Here is a 22609-nt window from a genome sequence, read left to right as displayed (position 1 = left end):
AAAATGTGCGCTCTTTTATTTATATACCCAGTTATTGCCGTTTGCGGTATAACATTCAGCGGTATTTGCACTACAGATGAGTTACAGATTATGAGTTTAAAATTACACGTCAAAACTTGGGGTTGTCAGATGAATGAGTACGATTCATCAAAAATGGCAGATCTATTAAATTCAAGTAATGGTTATATCGCCGTTGAAAACGCAGAAGATGCAGACGTAATTTTACTAAATACCTGCTCAATTCGCGAAAAAGCCCAAGAGAAGGTTTTTCATCAGCTAGGTCGCTGGAAACAGTTAAAAGAGATCAACCCTAACCTTGTAATTGGTGTCGGAGGTTGTGTAGCCTCACAGGAAGGTGATGCAATACGTCGACGTGCCCCCTATGTCGATATCGTTTTTGGCCCACAAACATTACACCGTTTACCAGAAATGATTAAACAGGTGCAATCAGAGGAAGGCTCAGTTGTTGATGTTAGTTTCCCTGAAATTGAAAAATTCGACGCGTTACCTGAGCCTAAAGCGGAAGGTGCAACCGCCTTTGTTTCTATCATGGAAGGCTGTTCTAAATACTGTACGTTCTGTGTGGTTCCCTACACGCGTGGTGAAGAAGTTAGCCGCCCACTTGATGATATTTTATTAGAAGTGGCACAACTTGCAGAGCAAGGTGTACGTGAAATCAATCTGTTAGGTCAAAATGTAAACTCCTACATTGGTGCAACCCACGATGGACATACCTGTAGTTTTTCTGAATTATTGCGCTATGTCGCTTCGATTGATGGCATTGATCGCTTACGTTACACCACCAGTAACCCGATCGACTTTGATGAAGATATCATCGATGTGTACCGTGATACGCCAGAATTAGTCGACTTTTTACATCTGCCAGTACAAGCTGGATCTGATCGTATTTTAAGCTTGATGAAACGTGGTCATACCGTTGCTCAATACAGAGAAAAGATCGCTGCATTAAAAGCAGTTCGCCCTGCTTTAACCCTAAGCTCTGACTTTATTGTTGGTTTTCCTAATGAAACCGATGAAGATTTTGAACGTACCATGGATCTCATCAACGAGATTGGGTTTGATACCAGTTATAGCTTTGTTTACAGTCAGCGTCCAGGCACTCCAGCCGCGGATATGCCAGATGATGTTTCGCTAGATACAAAAAAACAGCGTTTAGCTATTTTACAAGATAGAATTACGCAACATGCACAACAAATTGGTCGCCGCATGGTCGGATCAGTGCAGCGAATTTTAGTGGAAGGCCCATCACGTAAAAATATCATGGAGCTTTGTGGCCGAACTGAGAACAACCGTATTGTTAACTTCGAAGGCGATCATCGCTCAATTGGCGGTTTCGTGGATGTTGAAATAACAGAGGTTCATAAAAACTCGATTCGTGGTAAGTTTATCCGTGGCGAAGCAGAGATGAACCTACGTGAATCTATCCGCCCGAGCGATATCGTAAACAAAAAAACAGCAGACTTAGGTGTTCACACCTATACACAAGCATAAGGTTTAATCACGTTGACAACACAATTAACGACAGTACATCTAGATTTAGTCCCACAGGATAGTGATCGTTTAGCGGTACTATGTGGCCCTTTTGATGACAATATTAAACAGATTGAACGCCGTTTAGGGCTTGAAATAGTTTACAAAGATGCTCATTTTCAGATTATTGGCGAGCATCGTTATGCACAGGCTTGTAGTGATCTATTAAAAGAGTTGTATATCGAAACACAGACTGTAAAGGGTAAAACACCAACATTGACTGATGGTGATGTACACCTTGCCCTACAAGATCTCATTGCTAACCATCGTTTACTTGAAATTCGTTTAGCAGAAGCTAAAACGGGTACGCAGAGCTTAACCATTAAAACCAAGCGTGGTGTTATCAAACCGCGTGGTGAAAATCAGAGCCAGTATGTGAGCAATATCTTAACTAATGATATTAGCTTTGGCATTGGGCCAGCTGGGACAGGTAAAACCTACCTTGCCGTTGCTTGCGCCGTAGAGGCCCTAGAGCGACAAGAGGTACGTAGAATACTGTTAACACGCCCTGCCGTTGAAGCGGGTGAAAAGTTAGGTTTTCTTCCAGGGGATTTATCACAAAAAGTCGATCCTTATCTGCGTCCTCTATATGATGCACTGTTTGAGATGTTAGGCTTTGAAAAAGTCGAAAAACTGATCGAGAAAAATGTCATCGAAATTGCACCACTTGCTTATATGCGCGGCCGTACACTTAATGATGCCTTTGTCATATTAGATGAAAGCCAAAATACTACTGTTGAACAGATGAAAATGTTTTTAACACGTATCGGCTTTAATTCGACCGCAGTGATCACCGGTGATATCACTCAAATTGATCTACCGCGCCACCAAAAGTCAGGCCTTCGCCATGTTATTGAAGTATTAAACGATGTTGAAGAGATAAGCTTTAGTTTCTTTACCGCCGATGATGTTGTTCGTCATCCGGTCGTTGCTCGTATTGTTAAGGCATACGAGGCCTTTGACAGGAAAATGGAAATAGAGTCGGAAAACGTATAATGGAACTGTTTGTTGATTTACAAATAGCCAGCGAAAATCAGGCTGATTTACCTTCATTAACGTTAATTGAACAGTGGGTTTGTATTGCTATTGATGCAGGCTCTTCAAAAACCAGAAAAGAAGCGGAGCTTACTGTTCGTATTGTAGATAGCGAAGAAAGCCAGCAACTTAATGGTGACTTCCGAGCTAAGTATAAACCAACAAATGTGCTCTCATTTCCTTTTCAAAATCCGCCGGGGATCACATTACCTCTATTAGGTGATCTGGTAATCTGTAAGCAGGTGGTTGAAAAAGAAGCAATGGAACAAAATAAAAGTTTAAATGCCCATTGGGCACATATGCTAATTCATGGTACCTTGCACCTCCTTGGCTACGACCATATTATCGAAGAAGATGCAGTAGAAATGGAGAGCCTCGAGACTAAATTAGTTCTCCAGCTTGGTTTTCCTGCTCCTTATAACGAACAAGAGTAAAAAACAGTAATGTCAGAAGAACATTCTACCAACGAGCAGGCCAAAACTGGTTTGCTCGATAAAATTGGCAATTTATTTCAAGCAGAGCCAAAAAACCAAACAGAATTATTAGATCTCATCAATGGCGCTAAAAAACGCGATTTAATAGATCAAAAAACCAAAGAGATGATAAAAGGTGTATTAGATGTCTCGAACTTGCGCGTTCGCGATATCATGATCCCTCGTTCGCAAATGGTAACACTCGGGTTGCAACAAAGCGTTGAAGAGTTTTTACCTATCCTTATCGAATCAGCACACTCCAGATTCCCAGTAATCACTGAAGATAAAGATCATATTGTTGGTTTGCTATTAGCTAAAGACTTAATTCAATATGGATTCAGTGGCGATCCTGATTCATTTAAAATTGAAGATGTGTTACGTAAAGCAGTAGTTGTACCTGAAAGTAAGCGTTTAGATACATTACTTAAAGAGTTTCGGAGTCAGCGTTATCACATGGCCATTGTGGTAGATGAATATGGTGGTGTATCTGGATTAGTGACCATTGAAGATATTCTGGAAGTAATAGTTGGTGAAATTGACGATGAGTTTGATGATATTGATGTTGATGAAATCAGAAAGATTGGTAAGCGCACCTATACCGTTAACGCGCTGACCACGGTAGATGATTTTAATAACTACTTTGGTACGACCTATGACATTGAAAACCAAGATACTATTGGTGGTTTGATCACCCACCGTTTAGGGCACCTGCCAGGTCGCGGTGAAAGCATCACAATCAGCGGTTATAAATATAAAGTGATGAACGCAGATAATCGTCGTTTAGTACAATTACAGGTTCGTATACCAAAAGAGTTAAAAAATATTGAAGAGTAGTGTAATCAATGGCATTGATAAATTAAGCCAAACATTAGCAGGGCAACTTTTTTTTGCTATTGCTTTAGGCGCTTTACAAGTCTTTGCTTTCGCTCCCTTTGAGTATTGGTGGACCCTCTACCCCTCATTCATTGGTTTATTCTTTCTTTTACAGCAGGTTGAAAAAACAACTAAGTCTTTTTTCTTAGTTAGCTTTATTTTCAACCTGAGTATGTTCATTGCTACGATCCATTGGGTTTACGTCAGCATGGCGCTCTTTGGTGGTATGCCCACCATTGTTAGCGTATTTTTAATCGCTCTACTTTGCGCATATCTTGCTATTTTTCCCTCAACAGCACTGTGGGCATCATTACGCTTACGCTTTCTCTCCAAGGCGCAACGTTATTTAATCATCTTACCTGTTTTTTGGTTATTAATGGATTGGTTTAGAGGCTGGTTTTTAACTGGATTTCCTTGGGTTTATTTAGGTTATAGCCATGCTGATACGCCTTTAGTCGGTTTCGCGCCCATTTTAGGTGTACAGGGGATCACATTAGCAATCCTCCTTATTTGTGCGGCGATGATGCTACTTATACAAAAACAACATATAAAACTAAGCCTTTTATTAATCAGTAGCTTGGTTATCAGTGGCTATTTTCTCCAGAAGGTAAAATACACTGATTTACAACCCGCTATTAAGGTCGCATTAGTGCAGGGTAATATCGATCAAAATGAAAAATGGGAAAAAAGCCAACTCTACCCTTCTCTCTTTAAATATTTAGATTTAAGCGAGGCTGGCGATAATAGCGATCGTGAAAATGAACTCGTCATTTGGCCAGAGTCCGCTGTTGCAGCACTGGAAATTGATATGCAGCGCTTTTTACAACCCCTTTCTAAAGAACTGTCTATGAAAGGTAAAACCTTGATGACCGGTATAATTGAATACGATATTAATCAAGATAGGTATTATAACGGCATCATTATGCTTGGAAAATTACCAATTGGTGCCGATTATTCGCAAAAAAGCAGCAATCGATACCGTAAACATCAGCTATTGCCTATCGGAGAATTTGTTCCTTTCGAAACATTTTTAAGACCACTGGCTCCCTATTTCAACCTACCAATGTCAAGTTTTCAGCGTGGTAATGAAATACAGCAGAATCTTCAGACAAACTCTGTAAAATTAGCCCCAGCACTTTGTTATGAAGTTGCATTTCCTGAGTTACTGCGCAACAACGTATTAGAAAATACCGGCATGCTATTAACTCTAAGCAACGACGCATGGTTTGGTAGCTCTATTGGACCAGATCAACATCTAGAAATAGCAAGAATGCGCGCCATTGAATTTGCAAGACCAATTTTACGTAGTACCAATAACGGCATCACTGCAATTTATGATGATCAAGGTAATGAGCTAGGACGCCTACCTTCAAATAAAGAGGGCGTATTACGCCAACAGGTACAACCCGCATTAGGCTTGACACCCTATCAGCGTGCGGGCTCTATTCCACTTTATTTATACTGTTTTTTCATGCTAATAGGGATATTTCTATACCATTATAAGCGAGTAAAATAGCCCTCATGAAGAACAAGCTAGCGACCTTTCGCGCCCCTGATTTTCAGCATAAACTCTGGAAACTAGCGCTACCAATCACCTTTCAATCTTTACTGTATTCATTTTTGGGCTTGGTTGATATTTTAATGGTTAGCCAACTGGGTGAAAGTGAAATTGCAGCCGTTGGTTTAGGCAATAAAATTTTCTTCTTTAACTTATTAATGATGGTAGGTATTAGCCATGCTGGAGGTGTACTAGCGGCACAATATTATGGCGCAGAGGATCTTTCAGGGCTTCGCAGAAGTCTAGTCGTATCATTACTGTTTAGTATTATCAGCGTAATCCCCTTTATTCTCCTATATACACTGTCACCACAAACCGTCACAGGCTTAGCAAGCGAGGATGCAACCTTACTCAGTTTATCCAACGATTATTTAGTGATAACAGCCTACAGCTTTATATTTACAGCCGTTGTATTACCTTTAGAAACAGCCCTTCGTTCGGCAGGTGATACAAAAACAGCGATGAATATCAGCTTTTTAGTTTTACCTTTAAATGCGCTACTTAATTACATCTTTATTTTTGGCCATTTAGGTTTTCCTGAAATGGGTGTAGCAGGAAGTGCATGGGGAACAGTATTAGCACGCTTGGCACAAATGCTGTTGATGCTCATTTTTGTCGTTAAAAAACGGCCTTTCATTATTGCTAAAATAGAAGAGGTGAAGCAAGCACTTACTCTTTTTGAGATAAAACGCTACACCAAATTAGCATTACCAATGGTGCTCCATGACAGTGGCTGGGCACTTGGCGTATTAGTTTACACACTTATATTCGCAATGATTGGTGTGCAAGAGCTCGCGGTGATGAGCATGGTATCAACGATAGAACAAACGATATTTGCTTTGTTTATCGGCATCGCCATTGCAAGTGGAACAATGATAGGCCATCAACTTGGTGCTAAAGCCTTTGCCCAGGCATGGCAAGAGGCTTGGACTTTTATTCTTTTTGTACCTATTTTGGCATTTATCATAGCACCATTTATTATTATATTTCGCGAGCCAATTTTATCGCTGTTTCCCAGTTTATCTTTAGAGGCAATGACCAGTGCCTCTCAGGTTTTACTAGTTTTAGCTCTCGTACTATTTATTCGTGTGATCAACTTTATTGGCATTATTGGCGTATTACGCAGTGGTGGAGATATTAATTACAGTACATTCGTTGATATATTTTGCATGTGGTGTGTTGGCATACCACTAACATTTATTGCCGTGAAGTATTATCATTTTTCATTAGTTGAAGCCTATATTGTCATGCTATCCGAAGAGCTTATTAAGGTGTTATTAGTCATTCACCGAGTGCATAAAAAGCATTGGTTAAGGAACATGCTAGGTCATGATCATAAATAGCATAGAAAATATCAACATTTAATCGCTATATTTATAAAAACACCAATATTGGCACTGTTATTTAACCAACAAACTGCTAACATTATTTTCATTTTCTATTTCATTAAGTTAAGGACACCCATGTTTTTCAATAAAAAAACACTATTATCCGCCTTTACAGCTATTGCAATGACAGGCTGTGCAAGCACTGCAAATACCGAGCAACAGGCTCAGATATCTCAACTAGAAAACACACTTAGTGAAGCACAGACTTTAACACAGCAAACCCAGGAAGAGCTTAAAGCTGTCAACGCAACACTCGTTGCAAGTCAAGAAAAAGTAGACTCATTAACATTAGCACTAAAAGAAAGTAAACAATCTGCTAAGAAAACCACTGCAGAAAAGACGACATCAGTAACGAAAGTGACACATGCGAATGACAAAACTATTCTGGGGCAAGCAGAATGGGTTTACGTATCGAAAGTCAAAGATAACTTTAAAGGCCGAATTGATACAGGTGCTGCAACATCATCAATCAATGCTGTTGATATAGAACGCTTTGAGCGTGATGGTGAAAAGTGGGTACGCTTTAACTTAACGCATAAAGAAGGTAAGAAAGCACAGATGATTGAAGCAAAAATCATTCGTATCGCAAAAATCGTGCAATCAAGCAAACCAGGTGAAGAAACCGAGCGCCCAGTTATACAGTTACACGTTCGAATTGGCGATGTAGCACACTTAACTGAGTTCACACTTACTGACCGTTTACACATGGAATACCCTGTCTTAATTGGGCGCACTTTCATGCAGGATGTTGTACTAGTTGATGTCAGTAAAGAATATATTTTTCCAAAATACCAAGCGCCAGCTAAAAAATAATTATTAGGGATTTATTATGAACGCACGCTCTTTTTTCTTTGTACTTGTAGCAGGCTTAATGTCTCTGGGTATATTTCAAACAGTACAACGCCATATGGCATTAGATATTCCGTGGATGCCAGGGGAAACACGTATTATCTGGAATATAGATGCAAAAATTGATTTTAATGCTAATGAAGGCCCTGTGCTTGCTTCACTCACTACCCCAGAAAGACAAGCAGGTTTTACTAAAATAAGCCAAAATGCAGCTTCTCCTGGTTACGGACTTTCATTCATTGATGACGGCGAGACCAATAAAGCGGAGTGGACAATACGTGAAGCGAAGGGAAAACAGACACTTTACTATAATATTCAAGTACTTGAAGACCCTAAAAGCTTAGATCAAGGAATTCTGGAAATGCCAGAGCTTTTTGAAAAAGAGTATGAAGCATCTAATGCTTCGGCAGGCTCAGCTATTATTAAAGCAGCATTAAAAACCAGTGCTGATAGCTTTAGTTTTACGCGAGAAGTATTAAAACAGCTTAATGCAGAAGTCGCTAATCAAAACGTCGCGCTGATTTTAACTAACAAGGTAAGTAAGACTGATCTACTTATTGCACTATTAAACGAAGCTAAAATACCGACTAAAAAAGTTGGTGCGCTCGTTCTAGAAGATGGTCGTCGTCGTCAGCACTTAACACCGTTAGTTGAAGTATTTCAAGAAAAAGACGGCGTAATAACTTCTAAGTTATTTGATGCTAATTCACTGGGCACGGTTAACCGTGATAACCTTTTACTCTGGGATCAAAGCGGTAAAGCTTTATTAGAGCTAACAGGCGGTAGCGACTCCAAGGTTAGTTTCTCAATGATACAACAGGAACAACCCGCACTTTCAGCACTATTACAAAAATCTGAAAATGAGCACCTGTTTAACTTCTCAATTCATAGTTTACCCGTAGAAGATCAGTCATTGTTCAAAGGGATCCTAATGATTCCATTAGGGGTGTTGATTGTTGTAATGATGCGTGTTTTAGTAGGTTTAAAAACCTCAGGTACTTTTATGCCTGTGTTAATTGCAATGGCCTTTATTCAAACAAGCCTGGTAACCGGTTTAGTTGGCTTTATTCTACTTGTAGCAGTTGGCTTATTTATCCGTTCGTACCTTTCGCACCTCAACCTGCTACTGGTCTCACGAATATCCACGGTGATTATCATGGTTATTCTGCTGATTGCCCTATTTGGTGTTCTTTCTTACAAACTGGGTTTGACAGAAGGACTAAAAATCACCTTCTTCCCAATGATTATCCTTTCTTGGACTATCGAGCGTATGTCAGTATTGTGGGAAGAAGAAGGCGCGAAAGAAGTAATGACACAAGGTGGTGGTAGTTTATTAGTTGCCGTGCTTGCTTATTTTGTCATGAGCAACGATGTAACACGTCATCTGATGTTTAACTTTATCGGCTTACAGTTTGTAGTGATGTCATTAGTACTATTACTAGGTAGCTACACAGGGTACCGTTTATTAGAGTTACGCCGTTTTAAACCTCTGGCGGATAAGGAATAAACTATGTTTTTTTCTAGCCCTTTTAAGTTAAAAAGCAAAGGCATCATGGGGATGAATCAGCGTAATAGTGGCTATATTGGTCGCTATAACCCGCGTAAACTCTACCCATTGGTTGATAACAAGTTAAAAACCAAAATCATCGCTCGAGAAGCAAACGTCACTACGCCTGCGCTACTCGGTGTTATCTCTATGCAGGCTGAAGTTGAACAAGTTGAAACCTATATCAAAGACACTCCTGGTTTTGTGATAAAGCCAGCTAAAGGTAGCGGTGGTAAGGGGATCTTGGTAATCACCAAAGTAGAAAACGGTCGATACTATAAACCCAACGGGGATGAAGAGAGTCTAGCTGAAATAAAACGCCATGTGACTGACATTCTTGCCGGTCTATTTAGTCTTGGCGGAAGTGCAGATGTTGCTGTTGTAGAAGGCTTAATTCAATTTGATGATGCTTTTGATGGCTTTAGTTTCGAAGGAGTACCAGACGTACGTGTTATCGTATTTAAAGGTTTCCCTGTGATGGCAATGATGCGCTTATCTACTGCCGCATCAGATGGTAAAGCAAACCTTCACCAAGGGGCAGTTGGAGTCGGAATCGATATTACCTCTGGTAAGGCAATCAATGCAGTACAATTCGATAAACCCGTTAAATTTCATCCCGATACAAATAAAGAGCTCGCTTTGTTAGAAGTCCCTAGATGGGAACGTTTAATCTATCTTGCTTCAAGTTGTTATGAAATGTCAGGCATGGGCTATTTAGGAACAGACATGGTATTAGACCGCGATCTAGGGCCAATGCTGTTAGAGCTAAATGCACGTCCAGGTTTAGCTATTCAAATTGCCAATGGCCAAGGAATTTTACCACGCCTTAAACTTATTGAAAGCCTAGGCAATGACCATGGTATGAGTGTTGAAGAACGTATTGAGTTTTGCAAAAAGCACTTCTCAGACCAGTCGAATTAAGTATATGATCTAAGCTTGGCGCTCGAGCAATGACTTAACTCAAGTCGAAATTTTACGTAAATGGATGCTAGCATTAGGAAATATTTAACTAAAAGATAAGTTATTTTAACCAGTAAAGTCGCTCAACGATTTACTTCATTTGGTAATAAAGCACTAACAAACATTAAAACAAAAAAGCCACGTTTATGTTGCCATAAACGGGGCTTTTTTATTCGCTAATAAAATGCTACTTAACCAACTTTAAGCCAGCCCTATTCGTATTAGGAGAAGGCATTTGCGTTACTTCAGCTTTAATTGGCGCAGTCGTTTCCTCTAATGCTTTATAAGCAAGCTCTTCAGGAAACATAGTACCAGCACCATTTTCACGCGCATATATACCTTCAATTGCGTATAAAGGCACATAAACTTGCATAGGTTGACCAGAGAATCGCGCATTAAACGCAACGGCATCATCATCCATTGAAAACTGCATAACCGATCTCGGTGCAATGTTTAACACGATTTTTCCGTCTTCAACAAACTGCTCAGGCACTTCAACACCAGACTGTGTGGCATCCACAATAATATGAGGCGTACACTCACTGTCTACAATCCAATTGTAAAAAGCAGTAAGAAGATAAGGTCGTTGCACTAACATGCTATTCATTACTATTCTCCGTTATTACCCGACGCGGATTTCACGCTCAGCTTCGGTCATTGAAGCTTGGAAAGACTCACGTTCAAACACTTTTACCATGTAGCTCTTAATGCCTAAGTGGTCCATACCTAAATCAATACCTAGTTCAGGTAAACGCCATAGAAGAGGCGCCATGTAACAATCAACTAGCGTAAACTCTTCAGACATGAAGTAAGCAAAATGGTCAAAAATAGGAGCAACTTCTAAAATCTTATTGCGTAATGTAACACGTGCTTGTGATGCTTTGGCTTCATCATTTGACATGACGATAGCTACAAGTGGGTACCACTCTGTTTCGATACGTTGCATTAATAAACGGCTTTTAGCGCGCTCAACAGGATACACGGGCATTAATGGTGGATGAGGAAAGCGCTCATCTAGGTACTCCATAATAATACGAGAGTTATATAATACTAATTCACGATCAACCAGTGTCGGCACTTCGCTATTTGGTGTTAATTCAGCTAGTTCTTCAGATGGATTTTCATCATCGATATAGGTGATTTCTACGTTAACGCCCTTTTCAGCTAAAACAATACGAGTTTGATGGCTATATAAATCTGAAACACCTGAAAAAAGTGTCATTACAGAACGTTTATTTGCGGCTACTGCCATGGTTATCCCCTAATATTATGAATATTAATAATAATTATATTTCTTTAAAAAACAGAAAAGGCAATGGCGAAAAAATCACCATTGCCTATCAACTAAATTAAGTAACTAACGACGATTAATGAATATCGCGCCAGTACTCTTTCTTCAATAAGTAGCTAACAATAAATAGAACAAATAGGAAAGCTAATACCCAAATCCCTAAGCTTTGACGTTCTAATTTATTTGGTTCACCGGCATATACTAAGAAGTTTACCAGATCAAGTACCGCTCGGTCATACTCATCCGATGACATCTCACCAGATTCATCACTTGTTAATGAAACGACCTTCTTATGCTCTACACCATTTGCATCAGTGGTGATTTCAAATGTAGGCGTTGAGATACCTTGTAACTCTTCTAATACGTGTGGCATGCCCACTTCTGGGAATACCGTATTGTTCACACCAAATGGACGAGATGGATCAACATAAAAAGAGCGTAAGTAAGTGTACAGCCAGTCTGCACCACGAACACGTGCTACCAGTGTTAAGTCTGGTGGTGGAGCACCAAACCATTGACCCGCTTCTTTTTTGTCCATGCTATTGTGCATTAGGTCACCTATTTTACTATCAGTAAAAATAAGATTCTCTTTCATCAAATGCTCTGGAATATCAAGATCTGATGCAACACGCCCATAGCGTTGGTAACCGGTAGAGTGACATGCTAAACAGTAATTCATAAACAGCTTTGCACCACTTTGTAATGACGCTTTATCTGCTAAATCGTAATTTGCCTTATCAAGTGGCACGCTAGGCCCCGCAGCTAAAACAAGCGTCGGTAGCATAGAAAACACTGCCACTAAGGCGATCATTAATTTTTTCATTAGTGTGTCAACCTCGTTGGTAATGGCTTAGTTTTTTCATTTTTACTATAAATAAAGAGTGCAATGAAGAAGCTAAAGTATCCGACTGATGTAATTTGCGCAATGATAGTGTAAAGCGGTGTAGCTGGAAGCGCACCTAATACACCAAGAATGATGAAACAGATAATAAACTGCGTCACATTGATTTTATGAGCCAAGCTACGGTAACGAATAGACTTCACTTTACAACGGTCAATCCAAGGTAGTAGGAATAAGATAGCAATTGAACCACCAAAGAATACAACACCAATTAACTTATCCGGTATAGCACGTAAAATTGCATAATACGGTGTGTAATACCAAACTGGGGCAATATGATCTGGTGTTTTCAAACCGTTCGCAGCTTCAAAGTTAGGTGGCTCAAGGAAATAACCGCCCCCCTCTGGAATAAAGAAAATCACCGCTGCAAAGAAGAACAGGAAGAACGACACACCCATAATATCTTTTACAGTAAAGTAAGGATGGAATGGGACCGCATCAACAATATCTTTTTTACCGCTGTATTGTTTATGGAAAGTAAATTTACCTTTCTCCTCTTCTGTTGCAGAGCCTTTCTTACGCTTGATTTCAACACCATCAGGGTTATTTGAACCCACTTCATGTAGTGCGATAATGTGTAAGAACACCAAACCAACTAATGCCAGTGGTAAAGCAACAACGTGTAATGCAAAGAATCGGTTAAGTGTTGCGCCAGAAATAACGTAATCACCACGGATCCAAAGCGTTAAATCATCACCAATAATTGGAATTGCGCCAAACAGTGAAATGATTACCTGTGCTCCCCAGAAAGACATTTGTCCCCAAGGTAATAGGTAACCCATGAATGCTTCAGCCATCAACACTAAGAAGATAAGCATACCAAACACCCAGATAAGCTCACGTGGCTTCTGGTATGAACCATAGATTAAACCACGGAACATATGCAGGTAAATCACCACGAAGAACGCAGATGCGCCAGTCGAGTGCATATAACGTAATAACCAACCATAAGGCACATCACGCATGATGTACTCAATTGACGCAAATGCGCCCTCTGCTGATGGGTTGTAGTGCATGGTCAACCAGATACCAGTTAAAATTTGATTAACAAGCACTAACATTGCTAATGAACCAAAAAAGTACCAAAAGTTGAAGTTAACTGGCGTCGGGTATTGTGCTAGATGTTTATTCCAAGTTTCAGTCATTGGAATACGTGCATCTACCCAGTCAATACCGTCTAATACTAATTTCTTAAGCATTAGGCATCTCCCTTGTCTAGGCCAATAAGAAGTTCTGTATCGCTCACATAATGATGTGGAGGAATAACTAAGTTAAGTGGTGCAGGTACGTTTTGAAAAACGCGCCCAGCCATATCAAATTTTGAACCATGACATGGACAGAAGAAACCTGATTCAACCCCTTCAACTTGCTCAGAGAATGAATCGGGTAAATATGTTGGAGAACAACCTAAATGCGTACAAATACCCACTGCAACGAATATTTCAGATTTTAGAGAACGGAGTGGATTTGTTGCATATTCAGGCTGTTGTGCCTGTTCTGAGGCAGGATCACGCAACATGCTATCTAGTGAGGCTAATTCATCCAGTACTTTTTGACTACGTGAAACAACCCAAACTGGTTTACCACGCCACTCAACACGAATTAGCTGACCAGGTTGAATCTTACTAATATCAACTGCAACAGGGGCTCCAGCCGCTTTTGCTTTTTCACTAGGACTCCAAGATTTCACGAAAGGAACTGCAACAGCAGCAGCTCCAACCGCACCAACAACACCCGTTGTTAGTGTCAGAAACTTGCGGCGACCAGAATTATCAGGCGCATTGCTCATTTAACCATCTCCATTGGGAGTTACCAAAGTAACCCATTAAACATAAAACTGTGAAGTACGACCCCCTAATAATCAATCCACGAACATCAGGCGTACAAAATCTGGCTGAATTCTAAAGAAATCGCCCAATATTTACAAGCTATTAACATTACTTTTACGAGGGGGGATAGATAAAAGCATGGCTTAATTGACCATGCTCTCATTAAGGAAATATTTTATATACAGATTAAAAAATTAAGCAGGCGTATCCATAATTGAAGTCGAACCTGTTTTTGCAAGCTCAGCTAAATCTTTATCGACCCAGAACAACGCTTTACCATCTTCGCCAACAAGATCAATCTTATCTAAAATACCTTTAAATAATTTTTCCTCTTCATGCTGTTCTGCAACATACCATTGGAGAAAATTAAAGGTTGAATAATCATGTGTACTAAAAGCAACATGTGTTAATTCGTTAATTGCTTTAGTGATTAAACATTCATGCGCATAGGTTTCTGTAAAGATATCTTTAAGCGACTTAAATTCATGTGGTGGCGCTTCAATTGCACCTAGAATTGGTAAAGCACCTGTTTCACTGACATACGTAAAAAGTCGATTCATATGCGTCATCTCTTCAGTCGCATGCTCACGAAGTAGTAAAGCCGCACCTTCAAAGCCTTTATCTTCACACCATGCACTCATCTGTAAGTATAAATTAGATGAGTAAAACTCAAGGTTAATCTGTTCATTTAGTTTTTCAACCATTGTGCTAGCTAACATATTTTTCTCCATTTTATTAATTCCTCTAACCATAAACGTAAATGGCTTTTTAAGCAAAACTGTGACAATTTATCAATTCAAAACTTATACATATAGTTAATACATTACGAATACCAACTCAAAAAAGTTTAATAACTTTGCGTTAATATAGAGTTTTAAAAATTGATACTCATACCAATTGAATTAAGTATGTGATCTAAATTTTGCGCAGAAAAAATAACTTACCCCAAGGGGTAACACGTAAGCTATTGTTTATTTGGCAAAAAAATTAAAAGAATAAGTTTTTTAACCAACAAAATAGATCAACAATTTATTTCGTATAGTATCATTAGGTCATTACTCATCAGACTTCTTTTTTCGGCGCATAGGAGTAAAACCGACATCGGTTGCTTCATGGAAGGTTTTATTAACAGACTTTTTAACTTTCGCCTTTTTCTGCTGCGTTTGCTTTTTATTATCTTTAGCAAACTTACCTGCTGTGGTCGCTTTCGCTAGTACCGGTTTTAACCCCTTGAACTTAGGATTAATTCCATCGACTCTGTCAAAAGTTATCGACTGCTGAACAAAAGATTCAACTTTCTTAAAATTATCCCAATCTTTTGGCCCGATAAGAGAAATTGCATCACCAGAAGCACCTGCACGACCAGTTCGCCCAATACGATGAATATACTCTTCAGTATGTTTAGGAATGTCAAAATTAATTACATGGCTAACATTAAGCAGATCTAAACCACGCGATGCAATATCGGTGGTCACTAATACTTTATCTTTACCACGCGAGAATGAATCCATAATCTGATTACGACTGTTTTGTGATAGATCACCATGTAGAGCAATGGAAGAACAGCCCTTCTCATTTAATACACTGCTTAAACGCTCTGTATCTTTACGTGTCGCGGTGAAAATAATAACCTGCTTAGTATCTTCTTTTTGTACAAAATGAAACAGTAGCTTCTCTTTCTGATTAAGATTATCAGCTAAGAAAAATCGCTGTGTTATTTCACTGTGTTGCTGATTTTCTTCACCTATAGCGATTCGTACAGGTGCTTTTAATAATTCGCTTGCAAATTCGTTCACCTCTGCATGGCCAAGTGTCGCTGAAAAAAGTAGTGTTTGACGTAAGCGATGGTTGGCTTCCTCATTAACCGCTTTTAACTGCTCTGCAAAGCCCAGATCTAACATACGATCTGCCTCATCTAAAATCAGTAACTCTAAACCATGTAGGTGCAATAACCCTTTTTTAAGGTGGTCCACAATACGCCCCGGTGTACCAACAACAAAATGAGGATCTTTATCTAGTTGTTTAACTTGGTCATTGAAGTTTTCTCCACCTAAGACTAACGTCGATTTTAAACTGGTGTTTGCAACTAATAACCGTAATTGAGAGTAAACCTGTTTAGCTAGCTCACGCGTTGGCGTTAATATTAAAACCCTTGGGTCACGCTTGGTTAATGCACGCGTTTTTAAAACGCGTTGCATTGCTGGCAATAAGAAAGCAAGTGTTTTACCTGAGCCTGTCTTTGACGATGCAAGTAAATCCTTCCCTGCTACGGCAACAGGAATTGCCTGTGCTTGTATTTCTGTGGTTTCAGTAAACCCCAAATGTGAAAGGGACATCAATAAACGGCGATCAACGGGTAAATCATCAATGAGCAAAGGACTCTCCAATGTATAAAATAGATAGAATAGGGTAATAATCTGAATAGTATAACGATTAAGCTAGAAAAGGAGAAATTAAGATTTTCAACAAGTAAAAAAGAGCTTACAAGGTAAGCTCTTCACAAATGAAGTCTACAACAACATGAAGGTTAAATTGAACTTAATCCCATCTCAAAAATTAGTTTTTCAGCTGTACATTCAAACTTCAAACTTACTTCGCAGGAAAAGCCTTGTTCCGTAGCACTATTAACTTGGCTAACTTCAACTGTTTCAAAGCGTGCTTTAGCTGCGTTAATATATTTTTCAGCTAGTTTATTTACGTCCGCTTGCTCTGCGCCTGCAAATGGAAGTACTAAAACCGTATCGTCTTCTGCGATCACACTGCCAAGCTCAACAATCGTACCACATGCTTCACATACATCTGCTTCACATGAATTTTTATCTTCAGACATAAAAACCTCTTTAACTCTCTAAAATTTCAATGCATTAATTGTAACGCCAAACATAAAAAAGGCGATAGTTTAATATCGCCTTTTCATGTTCTAAAACAAGCTTTCAGTGACTAGCTTAGAGGATGTTTAGTCAACTTCCAAATAGTAGATGCGTAATCTTCAATTGAGCGGTCAGAGTTAAATTTACCCATTGCACCGGAATTAAGAATCGCTTTTTCAGCCCAAATAGACTGATTACGGTACATTTCATCAATCTTCAAGTGTGCTGCACTGTACGACGCGTAATCAGCAAGACATAAATACTGATCACCACCTTCCAGTAAAGTACGTTTAATATCTGACAACGCACCAGGTTGACCAGGTGTAAAGAAATCTGAATCTAACCAATCAAGTACAGATTTAAGTTCAGGGTTATTGTAGTAATAATCAAAAGGATTATAGCCTTTCTCCTGTAGCGCTTTTACTTCAGCGACACTTAACCCAAAGATAAACATATGCTCTGCACCGATCTCCTCAGCCATTTCAATATTAGCGCCATCCATCGTACCAACTGTTAATGCACCGTTTAAGGCAAACTTCATATTACCTGTTCCCGATGCTTCGAGACCAGCAGTTGAAATTTGCTCTGACACATCTGCAGCAGGGAAAAGCTTCTCTGCAAGAGATACGCGATAGTTAGGCAGAAATACCACTTTTAATTTGCCTTTAACACGCGGGTCATTATTTACTTTATCAGCAATCTTATTAAGCGCAAAAATGATCTGTTTCGCCATATGGTATCCAGGTGCAGCTTTGGCGCCAAAAATAAACACACGAGGCACCATATCGTAATCAGGATTATCCAATAAACGTTTATATAGCGCTAGGATATGAATCATGTTTAATTGCTGACGCTTGTATTCATGCAGACGTTTAATTTGAATATCAAAAATCGCATCCGCTGATACTTCAACACCGGTTAATTTCTTAATGATTTTAGCCAATTCAAGTTTGTTATCTTTTTTGATGTCCATAAAACGCTTTTGTAAAGCAACATCTTTTGCTTTAGGTAACACGCCACGTAACTTCTCAAGGTTAACAACCCAATCAGCCCCTACTTCTTCATCATATAAGGCAGCAAGTTTAGGATTACACGCTTTTAACCAGCGACGAGGTGTTACACCATTGGTCACATTTACTAGTTTCGTTGGGAATAACTCATGGAACTCTGGGAACAGGTCTGTTTTAACTAACTCAGAATGAACAGCTGCCACGCCATTAACTTTGAAGGCTGTCACAACACATAAGTTGGCCATACGTACTTTACGATCATCGCTTTCTTCAATAATAGAAAGCGTCGCTTTTTTAGCATTGTCACCAGGCCATTTTTGCTCAACTAAATCGAGGAATTGACGGTTGATTTCATAAATGATTTCAAGGTGACGCGGTAATACTTTTTCAAATAAAGCGACAGACCATTTTTCTAAGGCTTCTGGTAACAACGTATGGTTGGTGTAGGCAAATACGTTTTGGCAAATTGACCAAGCAAAATCCCAATCTAAGCGCTCTTCATCAACAAGAATACGCATTAATTCAGGTATCGCAATGGTTGGGTGTGTATCATTTAACTGAATAGCCACTTTCTCGCCAAGTTTTGTCCAATCGCTGTTATGACGTTTAAAACGGCGTAAAATATCTTTTACTGAACATGCACAGAAGAAGTATTGCTGCACTAAACGTAGCTCTTTACCTTCTAATGTTTCATCATTTGGATAAAGCACTTTAGAAACGGTTTCAGCCTGCGACTTTTCAGCCTGTGCATCAACATAACCACCAGCATTAAACACATCCCAATCGAATGCTTCATCAGCACGGCTTTCCCAAAGGCGAAGAATATTTACTGTTTTTGCTCCGTACCCTACAATTGGCACATCCCACGGCACACCCTTTAATTTCTGGCCAGCATGCCATACTTTATGTGACCCTTGCTCATCAAAAACAGTTTCAACATAGCCGTAAAGTGGCACATGCTGAACTGACTCAGGACGACAAATCTCCCAAGGATTACCATACTCACGCCATGTATCTGGGCGCTCTATTTGACGGCCATCTTGGAATGATTGGGCAAATAAACCATGCTCATAATGAATACCGTAACCAATAGCAGGATAACCAAGCGTCGCTAATGAATCGATAAAACATGCAGCCAATCGACCTAAACCGCCGTTACCCAGTGCCATATCAGGCTCTTCATCACAAATCTCATAGAGATCTTTACCAAGCCCTTTTAAGGCTTCTTCTGTTACTTTGAACAGCTCTAGGTTATGTAAGTTATTGGATAGTAAACGTCCCATCAGAAACTCTAGCGACAAGTAATTAACTGAACGAGTATCTTTACCTGAATGGTTTTGTTGTGTTTGTGTCAGTTTATCAAAAACGACTTCATTTACGGCATAACAGGTTGCATTCCACCATGCCTTATTATTTGCTTTTTGAGAATCAGTACCAAGCCCTTTGTGCAAGCGGTCGATAATCGATTGCTGCATCTGCTCGGTCGTACATGAAATGTTAGCAACGTCTTGAGCTACCGCTTTCGATGCAGTGGCCTTCTTTGCTGTTGCTTTCTTAGGCGCTTTTTTTGCGACTGTTTTTTTTGCTTTTGCTTCTTTTATTGTTGCCATGTGACACCCATATTTAAATAATGAAAATTTGAACCAATAAAATTAATATCGATAATATACGCGTTAAGATTCAAGCTACTGATAATAGTTTGTTTTAATTAAATTTTAGTGACATAGTTAATATAAACATGATTAATTTACCACTAATTAGTCATCCCCCTTTAAAGCAATTGATTTACAACAATTACTAGATTACTAGCTACTAATTTTTAGTCACCCTCCCAACTCCTACGCCCCCTTTTTGTATTTGCCATTGCTTAAAAGCAAAAAAGCGAATTGTCATCGCCTAAAAAAGGATGAAAATTCGCTTAGTGGTATTAGCAGGGATAGACATCAACGGTGTAAGTGTTTACAAACCCGCCTTTGAAAAAGCGGAGGCAACGATCTGCTGAGCTTCTTCTTGTATTTTAGCGATATGTTCTTCGCCAATGAAGGATTCAGAGTAGATCTTATAAATGTTTTCTGTGCCAGACGGACGGGCAGCAAACCAACCATTTTCAGTGGTCACCTTGAGGCCTCCAATAGCAGCACCATTACCCGACGCGTGAGTAAGCTTCTCTAGAATTTTCTCACCTGCTAATGTTTCCGCTTCAACCATCTCAGGACTTAAATTTGCTAACACCGCTTTTTGCTCTGGTGATGCTGGCGCATCGAAGCGTGTATAAACTGGCGCACCAAATTTTTCAGCAAACTCAGCATAGTGCTCACCAGGATCTTTACCTGTTACGGCAATAATTTCAGCTGCTAACAACGCTAAAATGATGCCATCTTTATCGGTACTCCAAACACGTCCATCTTTACGTAGGAAGGATGCTCCCGCACTTTCTTCACCACCAAAGCCAAATGATCCATCAAACAATCCATCTACAAACCATTTAAAGCCAACAGGCACTTCAGACATTTCACGACCTAATTGGCCAACAACACGGTCAATCATCGAGCTAGAAACTAATGTTTTACCTACTTTAGCTGTCGCAGGCCAGTCAGGACGATTGGTGAAAAGGTAACTAATCGCCACCGCTAAATAGTGATTTGGATTTAATAAACCAGAGCTTTTAGTCACAATGCCATGTCGGTCATAATCTGGATCATTGGCGATAGCAACATCGAATTGATCTTTTAACTTAATCAGACCAGCCATAGCGTAAGGAGATGAACAATCCATGCGGATTTTTCCATCTTTATCAAGCGTCATAAATGAGAAAGTCGGATCCACCTTATCATTTACTACTTCAATATCTAGCCCGTAGGTTTTTGCAATAACGGGCCAATAGGCAACACCTGAGCCGCCTAATGTATCAACACCGATTTTAATACCCGCTTTAGCAATTGCTTCAACATTTAAAACATTTTTTAAATCGTCAACATAAGGTTGAATATAATCATACTCTTCAACTAGATCCGACTGCATCGCTTCGCTAAAGTCATCTTGTAAAATATCATCATAGTTATCATTAAGGATTTCGTTAGCACGATCTTGAATGATTTTAGTAACGTCACTATCAGCAGGCCCGCCATTTGGTGGGTTATATTTGAAACCACCATCTTCTGGGGGATTATGTGATGGCGTGATCACAATACCATCAGCTAAATTATCAGGATTTGCTTCATTGTATTGCAAGATAGCGTGTGAAATAACAGGGGTGGGTGTATAACCGCCTCCCGCCTGAACAATCACTTTAATACCATTGGCAACTAATACTTGTACTGCAGAAGCAAATGCAGGCTCTGAAAGTGCATGAGTATCCTTACCGATAAACATTGGGCCTGTATAACCTTGCTCCTTACGATACTCCGCAAGTGCTTGGCTAATTGCTAAAATATGCAACTCAGTAAAAGCATTGTTAAAAGAACACCCACGGTGTCCCGAAGTACCGAACGCAACCTGCTCACTTGGCACGGTTACATCCGGGAGGTTAATATAATAAGCAGAAACTAACTTAGGAATATCGACCAAATCGCTAGCGATTGCTGTTTGTCCTGCACGTTCATGAATTGCCATAAATTAAAACTTCCTTTGATATGATAATTGTAACTTTAGGTAGTACTCACAATAAGCACTGCTTTAAATGAATGCGTTATCACAACCTGTAATAACCAGTATAATTATTTTTTAATTCGAAAGTAGCGCTAGAAAGGTAAACGAAGTGTAAAGCTGAATTTACCTTTCTCTATTTGTTTCAGTTCACTCTGCGCAACCAGCGACTTTAAATCTCTTCTTTGATGCGTTCAATAAGGTGGTGAGGATAGCCCATATAAGCCATTACCTGAGTCAGAATAATACGTTTACGCCCAGTATTGGCATTGGTTACCACCCAAAAAGGGGTGTAGGGAATATCACGTGGCTTACTGGCAATTAATAGATCCACTTCTTCTTTATTGTCGGAAGCTAATAACTGTTCCAGGTTTTCCCCAAGGTAATCTCGAGATCGACCTTTGGCCACTTTAGCGGCCTCAATAAATGCGCTTCTATTTTCGTAATACATAGTAGTTAGCATCATTTTAAATTTATTAGTTATTACAGGCTCTTTTTGAAACGTTTCACTTTTAAACAGTGCTTCAATACCATGGGAAAAAGCTTCCGGTAGAGACGCGCCAGCAAAACTATGTGCGCCAGACTTTTCAGCGGGCGCAGGTTCAGGTGAAGCCTTTACCAAATCTTCTTCGATCGCTGTTTCAACGATTATTTTTTCTTCTTCGACCAGAGCCGGAGTGTCAGAAACAGGAGTTTTTTGTGCTGATATTTGTGGGGGTAAATTCAATAGTCGACGTAAAATTTGCGAAGGCGTTTCACCAAACGCCTGTATATTATTCAAAATAAATTTGTATAGATCATCTTCAATATCAATTTGCTTCATTACTTCA

20 protein-coding genes are annotated in these 22609 nt (G+C 39.5%); 9 read left to right on the top strand and 11 right to left on the bottom strand.

What is annotated here, in order from left to right; translation table 11 throughout:
- Positions 1-90 precede the first annotated feature (90 nt).
- From miaB to CW745_RS14905, 9 genes are all read left to right on the top strand, one after another.
- Positions 91-1512, top strand: a complete 1422-nt coding sequence (gene miaB / locus CW745_RS14945; protein ID WP_101109513.1) for a tRNA (N6-isopentenyl adenosine(37)-C2)-methylthiotransferase MiaB — start codon at positions 91-93, stop codon at positions 1510-1512.
- Positions 1513-1524: 12 nt separating this feature from the next.
- Entirely contained in the window at positions 1525-2547 is a 1023-nt protein-coding gene (locus tag CW745_RS14940) for a PhoH family protein (RefSeq protein ID WP_101109500.1), read from the top strand.
- The gene (ybeY, locus tag CW745_RS14935; protein ID WP_101109499.1) at positions 2547-3020 is read left to right on the top strand and encodes an rRNA maturation RNase YbeY; all 474 of its coding nucleotides are present in this window, start codon (positions 2547-2549) and stop codon (positions 3018-3020) included. Before CW745_RS14940 ends, ybeY begins: the two co-directional genes overlap by 1 nt.
- Positions 3021-3029: 9 nt before the next feature.
- The gene (gene corC, locus CW745_RS14930) at positions 3030-3893 is read left to right on the top strand and encodes a CNNM family magnesium/cobalt transport protein CorC (protein WP_101109498.1); all 864 of its coding nucleotides are present in this window, start codon (positions 3030-3032) and stop codon (positions 3891-3893) included.
- Complete coding sequence (gene lnt / locus CW745_RS14925; RefSeq protein ID WP_101109497.1) at positions 3883-5448, top strand: apolipoprotein N-acyltransferase; 1566 nt, start codon at positions 3883-3885, stop codon at positions 5446-5448. The genes corC and lnt overlap by 11 nt, the downstream gene beginning before the upstream one ends.
- A gap of 5 nt (positions 5449-5453) precedes the next feature.
- Positions 5454-6833, top strand: coding sequence for an MATE family efflux transporter (locus CW745_RS14920; RefSeq protein ID WP_101109496.1), 1380 nt, complete (start codon positions 5454-5456; stop codon positions 6831-6833).
- Positions 6834-6953: 120 nt separating this feature from the next.
- Positions 6954-7691 (top strand): ATP-dependent zinc protease, encoded by a 738-nt coding sequence (locus tag CW745_RS14915; protein WP_101109495.1) that lies wholly within the window; start codon positions 6954-6956, stop codon positions 7689-7691.
- A 16-nt stretch (positions 7692-7707) separates the two neighbouring features.
- Positions 7708-9234 (top strand): inactive transglutaminase family protein, encoded by a 1527-nt coding sequence (locus CW745_RS14910; RefSeq protein WP_101109494.1) that lies wholly within the window; start codon positions 7708-7710, stop codon positions 9232-9234.
- 3 nt (positions 9235-9237) lie between these two features.
- Positions 9238-10194 (top strand): alpha-L-glutamate ligase-like protein, encoded by a 957-nt coding sequence (locus CW745_RS14905; RefSeq protein ID WP_101109493.1) that lies wholly within the window; start codon positions 9238-9240, stop codon positions 10192-10194.
- Positions 10195-10420: 226 nt separating this feature from the next.
- Here CW745_RS14905 and CW745_RS14900 read toward each other — a convergent pair whose 3' ends face one another.
- The 11 genes from CW745_RS14900 to CW745_RS14850 all read right to left on the bottom strand — a co-directional run bounded on the left by CW745_RS14900 (position 10421) and on the right by CW745_RS14850 (position 22602).
- Positions 10421-10831: a ClpXP protease specificity-enhancing factor gene (locus tag CW745_RS14900; RefSeq protein ID WP_202973207.1), complete on the bottom strand. Its 411-nt coding sequence runs from the start codon at positions 10829-10831 to the stop codon at positions 10421-10423.
- A 24-nt stretch (positions 10832-10855) separates the two neighbouring features.
- The gene (sspA, locus tag CW745_RS14895; RefSeq protein WP_101109491.1) at positions 10856-11485 is read right to left on the bottom strand and encodes a stringent starvation protein SspA; all 630 of its coding nucleotides are present in this window, start codon (positions 11483-11485) and stop codon (positions 10856-10858) included.
- Positions 11486-11600: 115 nt separating this feature from the next.
- Positions 11601-12347 carry a cytochrome c1 gene (locus tag CW745_RS14890; protein ID WP_101109490.1) on the bottom strand — a complete coding sequence of 249 codons (747 nt, stop codon included), beginning with the start codon at positions 12345-12347 and terminating at the stop codon, positions 11601-11603.
- Complete coding sequence (locus CW745_RS14885) at positions 12347-13624, bottom strand: cytochrome bc complex cytochrome b subunit (RefSeq protein WP_101109489.1); 1278 nt, start codon at positions 13622-13624, stop codon at positions 12347-12349. Before CW745_RS14885 ends, CW745_RS14890 begins: the two co-directional genes overlap by 1 nt.
- Positions 13624-14214, bottom strand: a complete 591-nt coding sequence (gene petA / locus CW745_RS14880) for a ubiquinol-cytochrome c reductase iron-sulfur subunit (protein WP_101109488.1) — start codon at positions 14212-14214, stop codon at positions 13624-13626. The genes CW745_RS14885 and petA overlap by 1 nt, the downstream gene beginning before the upstream one ends.
- A 234-nt stretch (positions 14215-14448) precedes the next feature.
- A complete protein-coding gene (gene ftnA, locus CW745_RS14875; RefSeq protein ID WP_101109487.1) occupies positions 14449-14973 on the bottom strand; it encodes a non-heme ferritin in 525 nt (174 codons plus the stop codon).
- Between the two features lie 336 nt (positions 14974-15309).
- Positions 15310-16629 carry a DEAD/DEAH box helicase gene (locus CW745_RS14870; protein ID WP_238596839.1) on the bottom strand — a complete coding sequence of 440 codons (1320 nt, stop codon included), beginning with the start codon at positions 16627-16629 and terminating at the stop codon, positions 15310-15312.
- Positions 16630-16781: 152 nt separating this feature from the next.
- Positions 16782-17084 carry a DUF406 family protein gene (locus CW745_RS14865; protein WP_101109486.1) on the bottom strand — a complete coding sequence of 101 codons (303 nt, stop codon included), beginning with the start codon at positions 17082-17084 and terminating at the stop codon, positions 16782-16784.
- Positions 17085-17194: 110 nt separating this feature from the next.
- Positions 17195-19744, bottom strand: a complete 2550-nt coding sequence (locus CW745_RS14860; RefSeq protein ID WP_101109485.1) for a glycogen/starch/alpha-glucan phosphorylase — start codon at positions 19742-19744, stop codon at positions 17195-17197.
- 349 nt (positions 19745-20093) lie between these two features.
- Complete coding sequence (gene pgm, locus CW745_RS14855; protein ID WP_101109484.1) at positions 20094-21746, bottom strand: phosphoglucomutase (alpha-D-glucose-1,6-bisphosphate-dependent); 1653 nt, start codon at positions 21744-21746, stop codon at positions 20094-20096.
- A gap of 205 nt (positions 21747-21951) precedes the next feature.
- Positions 21952-22602 carry a replication initiation regulator SeqA gene (locus tag CW745_RS14850; RefSeq protein ID WP_101109483.1) on the bottom strand — a complete coding sequence of 217 codons (651 nt, stop codon included), beginning with the start codon at positions 22600-22602 and terminating at the stop codon, positions 21952-21954.
- Positions 22603-22609 lie beyond the last annotated feature (7 nt).

Origin of the sequence: Psychromonas sp. psych-6C06, assembly GCF_002835465.1 — a bacterium.
Classification (GTDB): domain Bacteria; phylum Pseudomonadota; class Gammaproteobacteria; order Enterobacterales; family Psychromonadaceae; genus Psychromonas.
Note: the sequence above shows the minus strand (reverse complement) of the source record. Positions and strands in the feature narration are given on the sequence as shown.

Excerpts from the sequence above, each read along its gene's own strand:
- miaB (WP_101109513.1), top strand. The coding sequence starts at position 91 with ATGAGTTTAAAATTACACGTCAAAACTTGGGGTTGTCAGATGAATGAG.
- ybeY (WP_101109499.1), top strand. The coding sequence starts at position 2,547 with ATGGAACTGTTTGTTGATTTACAAATAGCCAGCGAAAATCAGGCTGAT.
- corC (WP_101109498.1), top strand. The coding sequence starts at position 3,030 with ATGTCAGAAGAACATTCTACCAACGAGCAGGCCAAAACTGGTTTGCTC.
- CW745_RS14920 (WP_101109496.1), top strand. The coding sequence starts at position 5,454 with ATGAAGAACAAGCTAGCGACCTTTCGCGCCCCTGATTTTCAGCATAAA.
- CW745_RS14915 (WP_101109495.1), top strand. The coding sequence starts at position 6,954 with ATGTTTTTCAATAAAAAAACACTATTATCCGCCTTTACAGCTATTGCA.
- CW745_RS14910 (WP_101109494.1), top strand. The coding sequence starts at position 7,708 with ATGAACGCACGCTCTTTTTTCTTTGTACTTGTAGCAGGCTTAATGTCT.
- CW745_RS14905 (WP_101109493.1), top strand. The coding sequence starts at position 9,238 with ATGTTTTTTTCTAGCCCTTTTAAGTTAAAAAGCAAAGGCATCATGGGG.
- CW745_RS14900 (WP_202973207.1), bottom strand. The coding sequence starts at position 10,831 with ATGTTAGTGCAACGACCTTATCTTCTTACTGCTTTTTACAATTGGATT.
- sspA (WP_101109491.1), bottom strand. The coding sequence starts at position 11,485 with ATGGCAGTAGCCGCAAATAAACGTTCTGTAATGACACTTTTTTCAGGT.
- CW745_RS14890 (WP_101109490.1), bottom strand. The coding sequence starts at position 12,347 with ATGAAAAAATTAATGATCGCCTTAGTGGCAGTGTTTTCTATGCTACCG.
- CW745_RS14885 (WP_101109489.1), bottom strand. The coding sequence starts at position 13,624 with ATGCTTAAGAAATTAGTATTAGACGGTATTGACTGGGTAGATGCACGT.
- petA (WP_101109488.1), bottom strand. The coding sequence starts at position 14,214 with ATGAGCAATGCGCCTGATAATTCTGGTCGCCGCAAGTTTCTGACACTA.
- ftnA (WP_101109487.1), bottom strand. The coding sequence starts at position 14,973 with ATGTTAGCTAGCACAATGGTTGAAAAACTAAATGAACAGATTAACCTT.
- CW745_RS14865 (WP_101109486.1), bottom strand. The coding sequence starts at position 17,084 with ATGTCTGAAGATAAAAATTCATGTGAAGCAGATGTATGTGAAGCATGT.
- CW745_RS14860 (WP_101109485.1), bottom strand. The coding sequence starts at position 19,744 with ATGGCAACAATAAAAGAAGCAAAAGCAAAAAAAACAGTCGCAAAAAAA.
- pgm (WP_101109484.1), bottom strand. The coding sequence starts at position 21,746 with ATGGCAATTCATGAACGTGCAGGACAAACAGCAATCGCTAGCGATTTG.
- CW745_RS14850 (WP_101109483.1), bottom strand. The coding sequence starts at position 22,602 with ATGAAGCAAATTGATATTGAAGATGATCTATACAAATTTATTTTGAAT.